We start from the raw sequence: 15,341 nt of genomic DNA, 5'->3' as shown, positions 1-15,341 counted from the left end.
ATTTGCCCTGACGTTGGAACACACACTGTAAACGGAAAGAGCTGATAAAATGGCTGATCTGAAAGCACTCGCAGAAAGCATCGTGGGTCTGACCCTGCTGGAAGCACAAGAACTGAAAACCATCCTCAAAGACGAATACGGCATCGAGCCCGCAGCAGGCGGCGCAGTTGTCATGGCTGCTGGTGGCGACGCCGGCGGTGCAGCTGAGGAAGAAAAAACCGAATTCGACGTCGTTCTGAAGAACGCCGGCGCATCGAAAATCAACGTCATCAAAGAAGTTCGCGGCATCACCGGCCTGGGCCTGAAAGAAGCCAAGGAACTGGTCGAAGCCGGCGGCAAGATCAAAGAAGGCGTGGACAAAGCAGAAGCAGAAGACATCAAAGGCAAGCTGGAAGCAGCTGGCGCCGAAGTCGAGCTGGCCTAAGCTTAGTCTCTGGTGCATCGCTGATGCGCCGAAAAATTTGGCTGGGTCCGGAGAAATCCGGGTCCAGCCGAACCTGTCTTAGAAAGGGCCTCATGGGTTGGGGCGTTTTCTAAGACGCGGTTCGCGGATCGGGAGGCTGCCTTCGGGACGGTGGCCATGAATTGATCCGGACGTGTCGTCTCGAATGTGCAAGGCGCCGGGGCCCGACGGTGTCTTTGCCCGCTGAGAACATCGAAAGGTGACATCTGACATGGCTCAAACGTTCCTTGGCCAGAAACGTCTTCGTAAATATTACGGCAAAATCCGCGAAGTTTTGGAGATGCCGAACCTCATTGAGGTCCAGAAATCTTCTTATGATCTTTTCCTGCGCTCCGGCGATGCAGAGCAGCCCACTGACGGCGAAGGCATCAAAGGTGTGTTCCAGTCGGTTTTCCCGATCAAGGATTTCAACGAAACCTCCGTGCTGGAGTTCGTGAAATACGATCTGGAAAAACCCAAATATGACGTCGAAGAGTGCATGCAGCGCGACATGACCTACAGCGCGCCGCTGAAGGTCACTCTGCGTCTGATCGTGTTTGATGTCGATGAGGACACCGGCGCCAAATCGGTCAAAGACATCAAAGAACAGGACGTGTTCATGGGCGACATGCCCCTGATGACGCCGAACGGTACGTTCATCGTGAACGGTACCGAGCGTGTGATCGTGTCCCAGATGCACCGCTCGCCCGGTGTGTTCTTCGACCACGACAAGGGCAAGACCCATTCCTCGGGCAAACTGCTGTTTGCCTGCCGCATCATCCCGTATCGCGGCAGCTGGCTGGACTTTGAGTTCGACGCCAAGGACATCGTGTTCGCCCGTATCGACCGTCGCCGCAAACTGCCTGTGACCACCCTGCTGTATGCGCTCGGTCTGGACCAGGAAGCGATCATGGACGCGTATTACAACACCGTGTCCTACAAGCTGGACAAGAAGAAGGGCTGGGTCACGCCGTTCTTCCCCGAGCGTGTACGCGGTACTCGCCCGACCTATGATCTGATCGATGCGAAATCCGGTGAAGTGATTGCCGAAGCGGGCAAGAAAGTCACCCCGCGCGCGGTCAAGAAGCTGATCGAAGAAGGCGTCGTTACCGACCTGCTGGTTCCGTTCGATCACATCGTTGGCAAGTACGTCGCCAAGGACATCATCAACGAAGAAAACGGCGCGATCTATGTCGAAGCCGGTGATGAACTGACCCTGGAATACGACAAGGATGGCGACCTGATCGGTGGTACCGTCAAGGAACTGATCGATGCCGGTATCACCGACATCCCGGTTCTGGACATCGACAACGTCAACGTTGGCCCCTACATGCGCAACACCATGGCTCAGGACAAGAACCTGAACCGTGAAAGCGCGCTGATGGACATCTACCGCGTCATGCGTCCGGGTGAGCCGCCCACCGTCGAAGCTGCGTCGGCTCTGTTCGACACCCTGTTCTTCGACAGCGAGCGTTATGACCTGTCCGCCGTTGGCCGCGTGAAGATGAACATGCGCCTGGCTCTGGACGCGCCGGATACCCTGCGTACCCTGCGCCGCGAAGACATCGTGGCCTGCATCAAGGCGCTGGTGGAATTGCGTGACGGTAAAGGCGACGTGGACGATATCGACCACCTCGGCAACCGTCGTGTCCGTTCGGTCGGCGAACTGATGGAAAACCAGTACCGCGTCGGTCTGCTGCGCATGGAGCGCGCGATCAAAGAGCGTATGTCGTCGGTCGAAATCGACACCGTCATGCCGCAAGACCTGATCAACGCGAAACCGGCTGCGGCTGCGGTTCGTGAATTCTTTGGCTCGTCGCAGCTGTCGCAGTTTATGGACCAGACCAACCCGCTGTCGGAAGTCACCCACAAACGCCGCCTCTCGGCGCTTGGCCCGGGTGGTCTGACCCGTGAGCGTGCGGGCTTTGAGGTTCGCGACGTACACCCGACCCACTATGGCCGGATGTGCCCGATTGAAACGCCGGAAGGTCCGAACATCGGTCTGATCAACTCGCTGGCCACCTTCGCCCGTGTGAACAAGTATGGCTTCATCGAAACACCGTACCGCGTCGTCAAAGACGCCGAGGTGACCGATGAGGTTCACTACATGTCCGCGACCGAGGAAATGCGCCATACTGTGGCGCAGGCGAACGCGACGCTGGATGCTGATGGCAAGTTCATCAACGATCTGGTTTCGACCCGTCAGGCCGGTGACTACACCCTCGCCCCGCGCGAGAATGTGGACCTGATCGACGTGTCGCCGAAACAGCTGGTTTCGGTTGCTGCATCGCTGATCCCGTTCCTTGAAAATGACGACGCCAACCGCGCTCTGATGGGCTCGAACATGCAACGTCAGGCGGTTCCGCTGCTGCGGGCCGAGGCACCGCTGGTCGGTACCGGGATCGAGGAAAAGGTTGCAATCGACTCGGGTGCTGCGATTCAGGCGAAACGCGCCGGTATCATCGACCAGGTCGATGCCCAGCGTATCGTTATCCGCGCCACCGAAGATCTGGAACTGGGCGACGCTGGCGTTGACATTTATCGTCTGCGCAAGTTCCAGCGTTCGAACCAGAACACCTGCATCAACCAGCGTCCGCTGATCAAGGTGGGTGACACCGTCCAGAAGGGCGAGGTCATTGCCGATGGTCCGTCGACCGATATGGGTGAACTGGCCTTGGGTAAGAACGTGGTCGTCGCGTTCATGCCGTGGAACGGTTACAACTACGAAGACTCGATCCTGATCTCGGAACGTATCGCGCGTGATGACGTCTTCACCTCGGTTCATATCGAGGAGTTTGAAGTCGCCGCCCGTGACACCAAGCTGGGTCCGGAAGAGATCACCCGCGACATCCCGAACGTCGGTGAAGAAGCGCTGCGCAACCTCGACGAGGCCGGCATCGTTTACATCGGTGCGGATGTTGAGCCGGGCGATATTCTGGTCGGTAAGATCACTCCGAAGGGCGAAAGCCCGATGACCCCGGAAGAAAAGCTGCTGCGCGCCATCTTTGGTGAAAAAGCATCTGACGTGCGCGATACCTCGCTGCGCGTGAAGCCGGGCGATTACGGTACGGTCGTCGAGGTCCGCGTCTTCAACCGTCACGGCGTCGAGAAAGACGAGCGTGCGCTGCAGATCGAGCGTGAAGAAGTCGAACGTCTGGCCCGTGACCGGGACGACGAGCTGGCGATCCTTGACCGCAACATCTATGCGCGTCTGCAAGGCCTGATCCTGGGTAAAACTGCTGTCAAAGGCCCGAAAGGCGTCAAGGCAGGTTCGGTGATCACCGAGGAACTGCTGGAAACCCTGACCCGTGGTCAGTGGTGGCAGCTGGCGCTGGAAGGTGAGCAGGACGCACAGATCGTTGAAGCTCTGAACGAGCAGTACGAAGTGCAAAAGCGTGCTCTGGACGCCCGTTTTGAGGACAAGGTCGAGAAAGTCCGTCGTGGCGACGACCTGCCGCCGGGTGTGATGAAGATGGTCAAAGTCTTCATCGCCGTGAAGCGCAAGCTGCAGCCGGGCGACAAGATGGCCGGTCGTCACGGGAACAAAGGTGTGATCTCCAAGGTTGTTCCGATGGAAGACATGCCGTTCCTGGCCGATGGTACGCCGGTTGACTTCTGTCTGAACCCGCTGGGTGTGCCTTCGCGTATGAACGTTGGTCAGATTCTGGAAACCCACATGGGTTGGGCCGCACGCGGTCTGGGTCTGAACATCGACGACGCACTGGGTGAATACCGCCGTTCCGGCGATTTGACCCCGGTACGCGAAGCGATGAAGCTGGCCTATGGCGAGAATGTCTACGAAGAAGGCATCACCGGTCTGGACGAGGATGGCCTGATCGAAGCTGCGGGCAACGTGACCCGCGGTGTTCCGATCGCAACCCCGGTCTTCGACGGTGCCAAGGAAGCAGACGTCAACGACGCGCTGGTGCGTGCGGGCTTCTCGGAAAGTGGTCAGTCGGTTCTGTTCGACGGTCGTACCGGTGAGCAATTCGCACGTCCGGTGACCGTGGGCATCAAGTACCTGCTGAAACTGCATCACCTGGTGGACGACAAGATCCACGCGCGTTCGACCGGGCCGTACAGCCTGGTTACTCAGCAGCCGCTGGGTGGTAAGGCGCAGTTCGGTGGTCAGCGCTTTGGTGAGATGGAAGTCTGGGCTCTGGAAGCTTACGGCGCCGCCTACACCCTGCAGGAGATGCTCACCGTGAAATCGGATGACGTCGCCGGCCGGACCAAGGTCTATGAGTCGATCGTCAAGGGCGAGGATAACTTTGAAGCGGGCGTACCGGAATCGTTCAACGTTCTGGTGAAAGAAGTCCGTGGCCTCGGCCTGAATATGGAACTCCTGGATGCGGAGGTTGAGGAGTAAGGGCGCTGCCCTGTCTCCCGTCCCCCCTTCCGCAAGATTTGAGGTAACAAATGAACCAGGAAATCACCAACAACCCGTTCAACCCGCTGACGCCCCCGAAGGTTTTCGACGAGATCAAGGTCTCGCTGGCGTCGCCCGAGCGGATCCTGTCTTGGTCCTATGGCGAGATCAAGAAACCCGAAACCATCAACTACCGGACGTTCAAGCCTGAACGTGACGGCCTGTTCTGCGCGCGTATCTTTGGCCCGATCAAAGACTACGAATGTCTGTGCGGCAAATATAAGCGGATGAAGTATCGCGGCGTTGTCTGCGAGAAATGCGGTGTGGAAGTCACCCTGCAGAAAGTCCGCCGCGAGCGTATGGGCCACATCGAACTGGCCGCGCCTGTCGCACATATCTGGTTCCTGAAATCGCTGCCGTCCCGCATCGGTCTGATGCTGGACATGACGCTGCGCGATCTGGAACGCGTTCTGTACTTTGAAAACTATGTCGTCATCGAGCCCGGTCTGACTGACCTGACCTACGGCCAGATGCTGACCGAAGAAGAGTACATGGATGCGCAGGACGCTTACGGCATGGACGCGTTCACCGCGAACATCGGCGCTGAAGCCATCCGTGAGATGCTGGCCCAGATCGATCTGGAAGCCGAAGCCGAGCAGCTGCGCGCTGATCTGGCCGAAGCAACCGGCGAACTGAAGCCCAAGAAGATCATCAAGCGTCTGAAGGTCGTTGAATCCTTCCTCGAGTCGGGCAACCGTCCCGAGTGGATGGTGATGACCGTGATCCCGGTCATCCCGCCGGAACTGCGTCCGCTGGTTCCGCTGGATGGCGGCCGTTTCGCGACTTCGGATCTGAACGATCTGTATCGCCGCGTCATCAACCGGAACAACCGTCTGAAGCGTCTGATCGAGCTGCGCGCGCCTGACATCATCGTCCGCAACGAAAAGCGGATGCTGCAGGAATCCGTGGATGCTCTGTTCGACAACGGCCGTCGTGGCCGAGTGATCACCGGCGCCAACAAGCGCCCGCTGAAATCGCTGTCGGACATGCTGAAAGGTAAGCAGGGCCGCTTCCGTCAGAACCTTCTGGGTAAGCGCGTCGACTTCTCGGGTCGTTCGGTCATCGTGACGGGTCCGGAACTCAAACTGCACCAGTGTGGTCTGCCCAAGAAGATGGCGCTGGAGCTGTTCAAGCCGTTCATCTACTCGCGCCTTGAAGCCAAGGGTCTGTCTTCGACTGTTAAGCAGGCGAAGAAGCTGGTCGAGAAAGAGCGTCCCGAAGTGTGGGATATCCTCGACGAGGTGATCCGCGAACACCCAGTTATGCTGAACCGTGCGCCGACGCTGCACCGTCTTGGCATTCAGGCGTTCGAGCCGGTTCTGATCGAAGGCAAAGCCATCCAGCTGCACCCGCTGGTCTGTTCGGCCTTTAACGCCGACTTCGACGGTGACCAGATGGCCGTTCACGTCCCGCTGAGCCTTGAGGCGCAGCTGGAAGCGCGTGTTCTGATGATGTCGACGAACAACGTTCTGTCGCCTGCAAACGGCGCGCCGATCATTGTTCCGTCGCAGGATATGATCCTGGGTCTCTACTACGTGACCCTGGAGCGTGAAGGCATGCCGGGTGAAGGCAAAGTGTTCGGTTCGATCGACGAAGTTCAGCACGCGCTGGATTCCGGCGAAGTGCACCTGCACACCAAGATCACCGCGCGGATCACGCAGATCGACGACGAAGGCAACGAAGTTCAGAAGCGTTATGAAACCACTCCGGGCCGTCTGCGTCTGGGTGCTCTGCTGCCGATGAACAACAAGGCGCCGTTCGAACTGGTCAACCGCCTGCTGCGGAAGAAAGAAGTGCAGCAGGTGATCGACACCGTCTACCGCTACTGCGGTCAGAAAGAGTCGGTCATTTTCTGTGACCAGATCATGTCGATGGGCTTCAAAGAAGCGTTCAAGGCGGGCATTTCGTTCGGTAAGGACGACATGGTTATCCCGAACGACAAGTGGGGCATCGTCGATGACACCCGCGGTCAGGTGAAGGACTTTGAACAGCAGTACATGGACGGCCTGATCACTCAGGGCGAAAAGTACAACAAAGTTGTCGATGCCTGGTCGAAGTGTAACGACCGCGTCACCGAAGCCATGATGAACACCATCTCGGCGTCGTCGCGTGATGAGGCGGGTGCCGAACAGGAACCGAACTCGGTCTACATGATGGCTCACTCGGGTGCGCGTGGGTCGGTCACTCAGATGAAACAGCTGGGCGGTATGCGTGGCCTGATGGCCAAGCCGAACGGTGACATCATCGAGACGCCGATCATCTCGAACTTTAAAGAAGGCCTGACCGTTCTCGAGTACTTCAACTCGACCCACGGTGCCCGTAAGGGTCTGTCGGATACCGCTCTGAAGACGGCGAACTCGGGTTACCTGACCCGTCGTCTGGTTGACGTGGCACAGGACTGCATCGTTCGTGAGATCGACTGTGGCACCGAGCGTGCGATCACTGCCGAAGCCGCAGTCAACGACGGTGAGGTTGTTGCCTCGCTGGCCGAGCGTATCCTGGGCCGTGTGGCTGCTGACGACATCCTGCGTCCGGGTACGGACGAGGTGATCGTGGCTGCAGGTCAGCTGATCGACGAGCGTATGGCAGATGCCATCGATGAGGCCGGCGTTCAGTCGACCCGCATCCGTTCGCCGCTGACCTGTGAGTCCGAGGAAGGCGTCTGTGCCACCTGCTACGGTCGTGACCTTGCACGCGGTACCATGGTGAACACGGGTGAGGCTGTCGGCATCATCGCCGCCCAGTCGATCGGTGAACCCGGTACACAGCTGACCATGCGTACATTCCACATCGGTGGTGTTGCGCAAGGTGGTCAGCAGTCGTTCCAGGAAGCCAGCCAGGAAGGTGTTGTTTCCTTCGAGAACCCGCAGATTCTGATCAATGCCGCAGGCGAAAGCCTGGTCATGGGCCGGAACATGAAGCTGGTGATCAAGGACGAGCACGGCGAAGAGCGTGCCAGCCACAAGCTGGGCTACGGCTCCAAACTGTTCGTCAAGGACGGCACCAAAGTGGCCCGTGGCGACAAGCTGTTCGAGTGGGATCCCTACACCCTGCCGATCATCGCCGAGAAAGCCGGTACTGCGAAATACGTTGACCTTGTTTCGGGCCTTGCTGTCCGCGACGAGACCGACGAAGCAACCGGCATGACCCAGAAGATCGTGATCGACTGGCGCGCCGCCCCCAAAGGCAGCGACCTGAAGCCCGAGATCATTCTGGTCGGTGAAGATGGCGAGCCGGTCCGCAACGATGCGGGCAACCCGGTTCACTATCCGATGTCGGTGGATGCGATTCTGTCGGTCGAAGACGGTCAGAAGGTCGAAGCAGGTGACGTTGTTGCGCGTATCCCGCGTGAAGGCGCTAAGACCAAGGACATCACCGGTGGTCTGCCGCGTGTGGCCGAACTGTTCGAAGCCCGTCGTCCGAAAGATCACGCGATCATCGCAGAAGCAGATGGTTACGTGCGCTTTGGCCGCGACTACAAGAACAAGCGCCGCATCAGCATCGAACCGGCTGACGAGTCCATGGAGACCATCGAGTACATGGTACCCAAGGGCAAGCACATCCCGGTCGCCGAAGGGGACTTCATCCAGAAGGGTGAATACCTGATGGACGGTAACCCGGCTCCGCACGACATCCTGTCCATCATGGGTGTCGAAGCGCTGGCGGATTACATGATCGACGAAGTGCAGGACGTCTATCGTCTGCAGGGCGTGAAGATCAACGACAAGCACATCGAAGTCATCGTGCGTCAGATGCTGCAGAAGTGGGAGATCCTGGATTCAGGCGACACCACCCTGCTGAAAGGCGAGCATGTCGACAAGCAGGAGTTCGACGCGGCCAACGAGAAGACCATCGCCCGCGGTGGTCGTCCGGCACAGGGCGAGCCGATCCTGCTGGGGATCACCAAAGCCTCGCTGCAGACGCGTTCGTTCATCTCGGCGGCGTCGTTCCAGGAAACCACTCGTGTGCTGACCGAAGCTTCGGTTCAGGGCAAGAAAGACAAACTGGTTGGCTTGAAAGAGAACGTCATCGTCGGTCGCCTGATCCCCGCCGGTACTGGTGGTGCGACCCAGGCCGTGCGTCAGGTTGCGCAATCGCGCGACAACGTCGTGATCGAAGCCCGCCGGGAAGAGGCCGAAGCGGCCGCTGCTCTGGCTGCACCGATGATGGACGATGACATGGTCGGCGACGAGCTGGACGTTCTGGTGGAAACACCGGAAAGCCGCGAGTAAGCGCCTTAGCATAAATTCAGGAAAGGCCCTGCGGAAACGCGGGGCCTTTTCTTTTGGCGTCGTGGACGAAGCCTGCGCGCTTGCGTTTGTAGCGCATTCTGGTGTTCGTTTGCCGTATGAGTGAAAACGAATTTGAATCAGTCATTTACTTCTATGCGCAAACGGACCCGTATGCCGAGTTCTCGAACTTTGCACCCTTTGGCGTTGCCATGGATGGCATGTGGTGGCGTACGGTCGAGCACTATTTCCAAGCTCAGAAATTCCATGATGCTGGATATCGTGAGCGTATTCGGCTTTGCAGCAAACCGAAGAATGCCAAGGCGCTGGGTATGACTCGGAACGTTGATCTGCGGTCGGATTGGGATGAGATTAAAAATCAGATCATACTGGATGCCGTTCGGGTCAAATTTGCAACGCATGAGCACCCTCGTGAATTGTTGCTGGGGACTGGAACGGCGAAGATCGTCGAGAACGCGCCGATGGATTCCTATTGGGGGTGCGGGCCGGACGGACAGGGATTGAACAAGCTTGGTAAGATATTGATGCAGGTTCGCAGGGAATTGCAGGTTCTATAAATGCAAATCGAAAACTGGAGAATTCGATCGCAAGAGGATTTAATCTGTGCTGTCTACGCTGCTGTCACAGGACGCTACTGGACAACCGAAGACCTCTCTGACTGGGCAGCGGAACTATTGCTGCAGGTCGAGGCGCCGCCAGAATGGCTGATGGATTTCGTGATCATAAAGGGTCTGGATGACTTGGAGAACTCTTTTGCCAAAGCCTATGGTGCGCTTCGTGATATGCGCCTGGATGGTCTCGAAGAGTTTCAGGTGAGATTTGCCCTAATGGCGTATCAAGAGGGTGCGCTGAGCGAAGCGAACACCAAAGCTGTGCTTGCAGATATTAGTGATCCGGGGCCAGTTTTGGAGATTACAGTGGAAGATGTTGGCGGGCTTTGTTTGGATGAGTGGACGACCGAAGATGTCATCGGCGGGGTGCGCCATCTGACCGGACAGATCAATTCGAAGCAGATAGTATCAGTGTTTGAACACTGCTGATCAGGACACGTTCATGACCCCAAACATAAAAGGCGCGCTGTTGATGAACGGCAGCATGGCGGCCTTTACCATCAATGATGCGTTGATCAAGGCCGCGGGGGCAGAGGTGCCGCTGTTCCAGATGGTGGCGATGCGCGGGGTTCTGGCGACGGTTCTGGTGTATATGCTGGCGCGCAACCTTGGGGCGCTGCATCTGAACTTTCCGCGTCATGACAAGTGGCTGGTGGCGGCTCGGTGTGTGGCGGAACTCTCGGCTACGTTCTTCTTTCTGACCGCGCTGCTGCATATGCCGCTGGCCAATGTGACGGCTGTATTGCAGGCCTTGCCGCTAACAGTGACCCTCGGCGCGGTGGTGTTCTTCGGTGAACAGATCGGCTGGCGGCGGGTTCTGGCCATTGCGCTTGGGTTTCTCGGCATGCTGCTGATTGTGCGCCCGGGCCCCGAGGGGTTCAGCATCTATGCCATCTACGCGCTGATCGCGGTTGTATCAGTTACGATCCGCGATCTGATCACACGGCGGATGTCGATCCATGTGCCGTCATTGGCCGTTACATTGGCGACCTCGTTCACCATCACCGTTGCGGCCGGGTGCGCCTCTCTCGCCTCAGGTTGGCAGCCGGTCCCGACGGGGGCCGGGCTGATGGTTGCCTGTGCTGCGGTGTTTGTGCTGACCGGTTACTTGTGCAGCGTCATGGTGATGCGTGTCGGAGACGTCGGATTTGTTGCGCCGTTCCGCTATTCCAGCCTGATCTGGGCGCTGGCCCTGGGCTGGCTAGTCTTCGGCGACTGGCCGGATTCGGTCACTCTGCTCGGGGCGGCGTTGGTGGTTGGGGCCGGCTTGTTCACGCTGTTCCGCGAACGGCATTCTCACACCGAAGAGTGAGCCTGCCGAACCAAGTCCTGTTCGATGGCAAAGCGGGCGATGAATTCGCCCTCCTGCTCAGGCGTCAGCGGAGACAACTCTGTGGTGCTGTTGCGGGCATGGGGTGAATCGTTGAACTGGTTCAGCGTACGTACCCACATCGGTGCGTCCGGATAGCTGATCACCGGCATGAAATTTCCGATCCGGTGATGGGCGAAATTCATGATCGTCTGCTCGCATCCGCCGCGCACGTGCATGGCGAACCCAACGCCTAACAGAGGCCGAAACACCTGCGCGGCGCGAATGCCGTCCGGCCCGAAACGGGCCAGAAAACCCTGATTATAGTCGATGGCGACGGTTTTGTTGTTCGCCATCAGCCCTTCGCCCTCGACCGTCGCGTCGCGCAGACGTTCAACGAAATCCACCGAGACGGCATCGTCATCGTCATGGCGGAATTGAACGCAGGGCGCGCTGGGGTTGTCGCGCGCGGCGTTCAGGATCTCTTTCATCACTTTGCGGTGTCGGGCGGGCGCACGGGCGATGATCCGGACCTGTTTCATGCCGGAGGTCAGATCGTGCAACCGGTCAAAGGCGGGTTTCGGCAGGCACTCCCCGATCACGATCAAGAACTGAAAATCCTCATCGGTTTGTTCTTTGAAACAGGGCAAGGTGGTGGTTTCGAACAGCCGGAACCGCTCTTCCAGACGGGCCGGGTTATAAAGGTACCGCCGGCGTTCCTCGATCGTGTCATGTTCGACTTGAAAGCCGCCATGGGCGGGGTAGGAAAAGCGGCAAAGGCCTATGACTTGCATGAATCATCCGTGGTGCAGACCGTTGAACAGACTATGCCTGCGCACCGAGGGACCCGCAACGGGCGGTCGTGCTGGAAATCCCCGCCGAGCACTGATAAATCCCGGCGGACCGGCCAGTTGATCCCCTAATTAGCCGTACTGTTGACACTCGGGCCGACTCCCCCTATTACGCGCGTCATCTCGGTGCCGGGGGCCGCCCCACAACCGATTCCAGTAATGAACTGGTCAAGGCCCGGACAATTTTGCAGTTCGCGCCCTCTGATAACCAACCGCGACGTTCACCTCGGAATGGGAACGCTCGCGGATTTTGCGCTTGTGGACGCATAAGTGCAGCAAGTTTAACCGCACGCAACGCGCGTGCATGTCATGTGTGTTGCAAAACGGGGAAGAAACCGGAATGCCAACTATTCAACAGCTGATCCGCAAGCCGCGGCAGCCCAAAGTAAAACGCTCGAAGTCCATGCACCTGGAGCAGTGCCCGCAGAAACGCGGCGTCTGCACACGTGTTTACACCACCACGCCTAAGAAGCCGAACTCGGCTATGCGTAAGGTTGCCAAGGTGCGCCTGACCAACGGGTTCGAGGTCATCTCGTACATCCCCGGTGAAAGCCACAACCTGCAGGAACACTCGGTTGTTCTGATCCGTGGCGGCCGTGTAAAAGACCTTCCCGGTGTGCGTTACCACATCCTGCGTGGTGTTCTGGATACTCAGGGCGTCAAAGATCGTAAGCAACGTCGTTCGAAATACGGCGCGAAGCGTCCCAAGTAAGAAGGAGAGGCTGATATGTCACGTCGTCACGCCGCCGAAAAACGCGAAGTCCTGCCTGACGCCAAATTTGGCGACAAGGTACTGACAAAATTCATGAACAACCTGATGATCGACGGCAAGAAGTCGGTCGCAGAGCGCATCGTTTACAACGCATTTGACCGCGTTGAGAACAAGATCAAGCGCGCTCCTGTCGAAGTGTTCCACGAAGCGCTCGACAACATCAAACCGTCGGTCGAGGTTCGCTCGCGCCGCGTTGGTGGTGCAACCTATCAGGTTCCGGTCGAAGTGCGCCCCGAGCGCCGCGAAGCACTGGCCATCCGCTGGCTGATCACTGCTGCGCGTGGCCGCAACGAAAACACCATGGAAGAACGCCTCGCCGGTGAGCTGCTGGACGCTGTACAGTCCCGCGGTACCGCCGTGAAGAAGCGTGAAGACACCCACAAGATGGCCGAGGCGAACAAAGCCTTCAGCCATTATCGTTGGTAATCCGAGAGGCTTAGACCAATGGCACGCGAATATCCGCTCGAACTGTACCGCAACTTCGGTATCATGGCGCACATCGACGCAGGTAAGACCACCTGCTCGGAGCGTATCCTGTATTACACTGGTAAATCCCACAACATCGGTGAGGTGCACGATGGTGCAGCCACCATGGACTGGATGGAGCAGGAGCAGGAACGCGGCATCACCATCACTTCGGCTGCGACCACCACTTTCTGGGAGCGCACCGAAGACGGTCAGACCGCAGAAACTCCTAAGCACCGCCTGAACATCATCGACACCCCCGGCCACGTTGACTTCACCATCGAAGTTGAGCGCTCGCTGGCGGTTCTCGACGGTGCCGTCTGCGTTCTGGACGCAAACGCCGGTGTTGAGCCCCAGACCGAAACCGTGTGGCGTCAGGCTGACCGCTACAAGGTTCCGCGTATGGTTTTCGTCAACAAGATGGACAAGATCGGCGCTGACTTCTTCAACTGCGTCAACATGATCGAAGACCGCACCGGCGCACGTGCTGTTCCGGTTGGTATTCCGATCGGCGCCGAGTCCGAGCTGGAAGGTCTGATCGACCTGGTCACCATGGAAGAGTGGCTGTGGCAGGGCGAAGATCTGGGCGCAAGCTGGATCAAAGCTCCGATCCGCGACAGCCTGAAAGACATGGCTGACGAATGGCGCGGCAAGATGATCGAAGCGGCCGTCGAAATGGACGACGACGCGATGATGGAATACCTGGAAGGCAATGAGCCCGACGTTCCGACCCTGCGCGCCCTGTTGCGCAAAGGTACGCTGGAAATCGCGTTCGTTCCGGTTCTGGGTGGTTCGGCGTTCAAGAACAAAGGCGTTCAGCCGCTGCTCAACGCTGTGATCGACTATCTGCCCAGCCCGCTGGACGTTGTTGATTACATGGGCTTCAAGCCCGGCGACGAGGAAGAAGTTCGTGACATCGCACGTCGTGCAGACGACGACATGGCCTTCTCGGGCCTGGCGTTCAAAATCATGAACGACCCCTTCGTTGGCTCGCTGACCTTCACCCGGATCTACTCGGGCACCATGAACAAGGGTGACTCGATCCTGAACTCGACCAAAGGTAAGAAAGAGCGCATCGGTCGTATGATGATGATGCACTCGAACAACCGGGAAGAGATCGAAGAAGCGTTTGCAGGCGACATCATCGCGCTGGCGGGTCTGAAAGACACCACCACCGGTGACACCCTGTGTGACGCGAAGGATCCGGTGGTTCTGGAAACCATGACCTTCCCTGATCCGGTGATCGAGATCGCGGTTGAGCCCAAAACCAAGGGCGACCAAGAGAAGATGTCCCAGGGTCTGGCCCGTCTGGCCGCCGAAGACCCGTCCTTCCGCGTGGAAACTGACCTGGAATCGGGTCAGACCATCATGAAGGGCATGGGCGAACTTCACCTGGACATCCTGGTTGACCGTCTGAAGCGCGAGTTCAAGGTTGAAGCGAACATCGGTGCACCGCAGGTGGCCTATCGTGAAACCATCTCGATGCCGGTCGAGCACACCTACACCCACAAGAAACAGTCGGGTGGTTCGGGTCAGTTCGCGGAAGTCAAGCTGGAGATCCAGCCGACCGAAGCGGGCGAAGGCTATTCGTTCGAAAGCCGCATCGTTGGTGGTGCCGTTCCGAAGGAATACATCCCGGGTGTTGAAAAAGGCATCAACTCGGTCATGGACAGCGGCCCGCTGGCTGGCTTCCCCGTGATCGACTTCAAGGTTGCCCTGCTGGACGGTAAGTTCCACGACGTTGACTCGAGCGTTCTGGCGTTCGAAATCGCATCGCGGATGTGTATGCGTGAAGGCATGCGCAAAGCCGGCGCGAAGCTGCTGGAACCGATCATGAAGGTCGAAGTGATCACCCCGGAAGAATACACCGGCGGTATTATCGGCGACCTGACCTCGCGTCGTGGCCAGGTATCTGGACAAGAGCCGCGCGGCAACGCAATCGCGATCGACGCGTTCGTTCCGCTGGCCAACATGTTCGGCTACATCAACACTCTGCGTTCGATGTCGTCGGGCCGTGCCCAGTTCACCATGCAGTTCGACCACTACGATCCGGTTCCGCAGAATATCTCGGACGAGATCCAGGCGAAATACGCATAAGCGAAGATTTGAGGGAGCTCCGACCTGGGGCTCCCTTCATTACCGACAAAGGAGGCCATCATGGCAAAGGAAAAGTTTGAGCGTACAAAACCGCACGTCAACATCGGCACGATTG

The 15,341-nt window shown here is 58.3% G+C and carries 10 protein-coding genes; 9 read left to right on the top strand and 1 reads right to left on the bottom strand.

Going from position 1 to position 15,341, the window contains the following annotated elements; translation table 11 throughout:
• Window positions 1–49 precede the first annotated feature (49 nt).
• The 6 genes from rplL (at window position 50) to GOX63_RS22465 (ending at window position 11,044) form a co-directional block, all read left to right on the top strand.
• Window positions 50–424: a 50S ribosomal protein L7/L12 gene (rplL, locus tag GOX63_RS22490; RefSeq protein WP_008559766.1), complete on the top strand. Its 375-nt coding sequence runs from the start codon at window positions 50–52 to the stop codon at window positions 422–424.
• A gap of 250 nt (window positions 425–674) precedes the next feature.
• Window positions 675–4,811 carry a DNA-directed RNA polymerase subunit beta gene (gene rpoB / locus GOX63_RS22485; RefSeq protein WP_170328789.1) on the top strand — a complete coding sequence of 1,379 codons (4,137 nt, stop codon included), beginning with the start codon at window positions 675–677 and terminating at the stop codon, window positions 4,809–4,811.
• Between the two features lie 50 nt (window positions 4,812–4,861).
• Window positions 4,862–9,103 carry a DNA-directed RNA polymerase subunit beta' gene (rpoC, locus tag GOX63_RS22480; protein ID WP_170328788.1) on the top strand — a complete coding sequence of 1,414 codons (4,242 nt, stop codon included), beginning with the start codon at window positions 4,862–4,864 and terminating at the stop codon, window positions 9,101–9,103.
• A gap of 116 nt (window positions 9,104–9,219) precedes the next feature.
• Window positions 9,220–9,678: an NADAR family protein gene (locus GOX63_RS22475; RefSeq protein WP_170328787.1), complete on the top strand. Its 459-nt coding sequence runs from the start codon at window positions 9,220–9,222 to the stop codon at window positions 9,676–9,678.
• Window positions 9,679–10,161, top strand: coding sequence for a hypothetical protein (locus tag GOX63_RS22470; protein ID WP_170328786.1), 483 nt, complete (start codon window positions 9,679–9,681; stop codon window positions 10,159–10,161).
• A gap of 13 nt (window positions 10,162–10,174) precedes the next feature.
• Window positions 10,175–11,044 (top strand): DMT family transporter, encoded by an 870-nt coding sequence (locus GOX63_RS22465; RefSeq protein ID WP_170328785.1) that lies wholly within the window; start codon window positions 10,175–10,177, stop codon window positions 11,042–11,044.
• Here GOX63_RS22465 and GOX63_RS22460 read toward each other — a convergent pair.
• The gene (locus GOX63_RS22460) at window positions 11,029–11,835 is read right to left on the bottom strand and encodes a putative rhamnosyl transferase (protein WP_170328784.1); all 807 of its coding nucleotides are present in this window, start codon (window positions 11,833–11,835) and stop codon (window positions 11,029–11,031) included. The genes GOX63_RS22465 and GOX63_RS22460 overlap by 16 nt on opposite strands.
• Window positions 11,836–12,232: 397 nt before the next feature.
• Here GOX63_RS22460 and rpsL point away from each other — a divergent pair, with 397 nt between their 5' ends.
• Genes rpsL through fusA form a run of 3 tightly spaced genes read left to right on the top strand, consistent with a single transcriptional unit; the run spans window position 12,233 to window position 15,226 of the window.
• Entirely contained in the window at window positions 12,233–12,604 is a 372-nt protein-coding gene (gene rpsL / locus GOX63_RS22455) for a 30S ribosomal protein S12 (protein WP_005621086.1), read from the top strand.
• A 15-nt stretch (window positions 12,605–12,619) separates the two neighbouring features.
• Window positions 12,620–13,090, top strand: coding sequence for a 30S ribosomal protein S7 (gene rpsG, locus GOX63_RS22450; protein WP_039529242.1), 471 nt, complete (start codon window positions 12,620–12,622; stop codon window positions 13,088–13,090).
• 18 nt (window positions 13,091–13,108) lie between these two features.
• On the top strand, window positions 13,109–15,226 hold the full coding sequence (gene fusA, locus GOX63_RS22445; RefSeq protein WP_170328783.1) for an elongation factor G: 2,118 nt from the start codon (window positions 13,109–13,111) through the stop codon (window positions 15,224–15,226).
• Window positions 15,227–15,341: the final 115 nt, after the last annotated feature.

Source organism: Ruegeria arenilitoris (genome assembly GCF_013031355.1).
Classification (GTDB): Bacteria; Pseudomonadota; Alphaproteobacteria; order Rhodobacterales; family Rhodobacteraceae; genus Ruegeria; species Ruegeria arenilitoris_C.
This window is presented reverse-complemented; position numbering and strand designations above follow the sequence as displayed.

Excerpts from the sequence above, each read along its gene's own strand:
- GOX63_RS22465 (WP_170328785.1), top strand. The coding sequence starts at position 10,175 with ATGACCCCAAACATAAAAGGCGCGCTGTTGATGAACGGCAGCATGGCG.
- rpsL (WP_005621086.1), top strand. The coding sequence starts at position 12,233 with ATGCCAACTATTCAACAGCTGATCCGCAAGCCGCGGCAGCCCAAAGTA.
- rpsG (WP_039529242.1), top strand. The coding sequence starts at position 12,620 with ATGTCACGTCGTCACGCCGCCGAAAAACGCGAAGTCCTGCCTGACGCC.
- GOX63_RS22460 (WP_170328784.1), bottom strand. The coding sequence starts at position 11,835 with ATGCAAGTCATAGGCCTTTGCCGCTTTTCCTACCCCGCCCATGGCGGC.
- rpoC (WP_170328788.1), top strand. The coding sequence starts at position 4,862 with ATGAACCAGGAAATCACCAACAACCCGTTCAACCCGCTGACGCCCCCG.
- rplL (WP_008559766.1), top strand. The coding sequence starts at position 50 with ATGGCTGATCTGAAAGCACTCGCAGAAAGCATCGTGGGTCTGACCCTG.
- rpoB (WP_170328789.1), top strand. The coding sequence starts at position 675 with ATGGCTCAAACGTTCCTTGGCCAGAAACGTCTTCGTAAATATTACGGC.
- fusA (WP_170328783.1), top strand. The coding sequence starts at position 13,109 with ATGGCACGCGAATATCCGCTCGAACTGTACCGCAACTTCGGTATCATG.
- GOX63_RS22475 (WP_170328787.1), top strand. The coding sequence starts at position 9,220 with ATGAGTGAAAACGAATTTGAATCAGTCATTTACTTCTATGCGCAAACG.
- GOX63_RS22470 (WP_170328786.1), top strand. The coding sequence starts at position 9,679 with ATGCAAATCGAAAACTGGAGAATTCGATCGCAAGAGGATTTAATCTGT.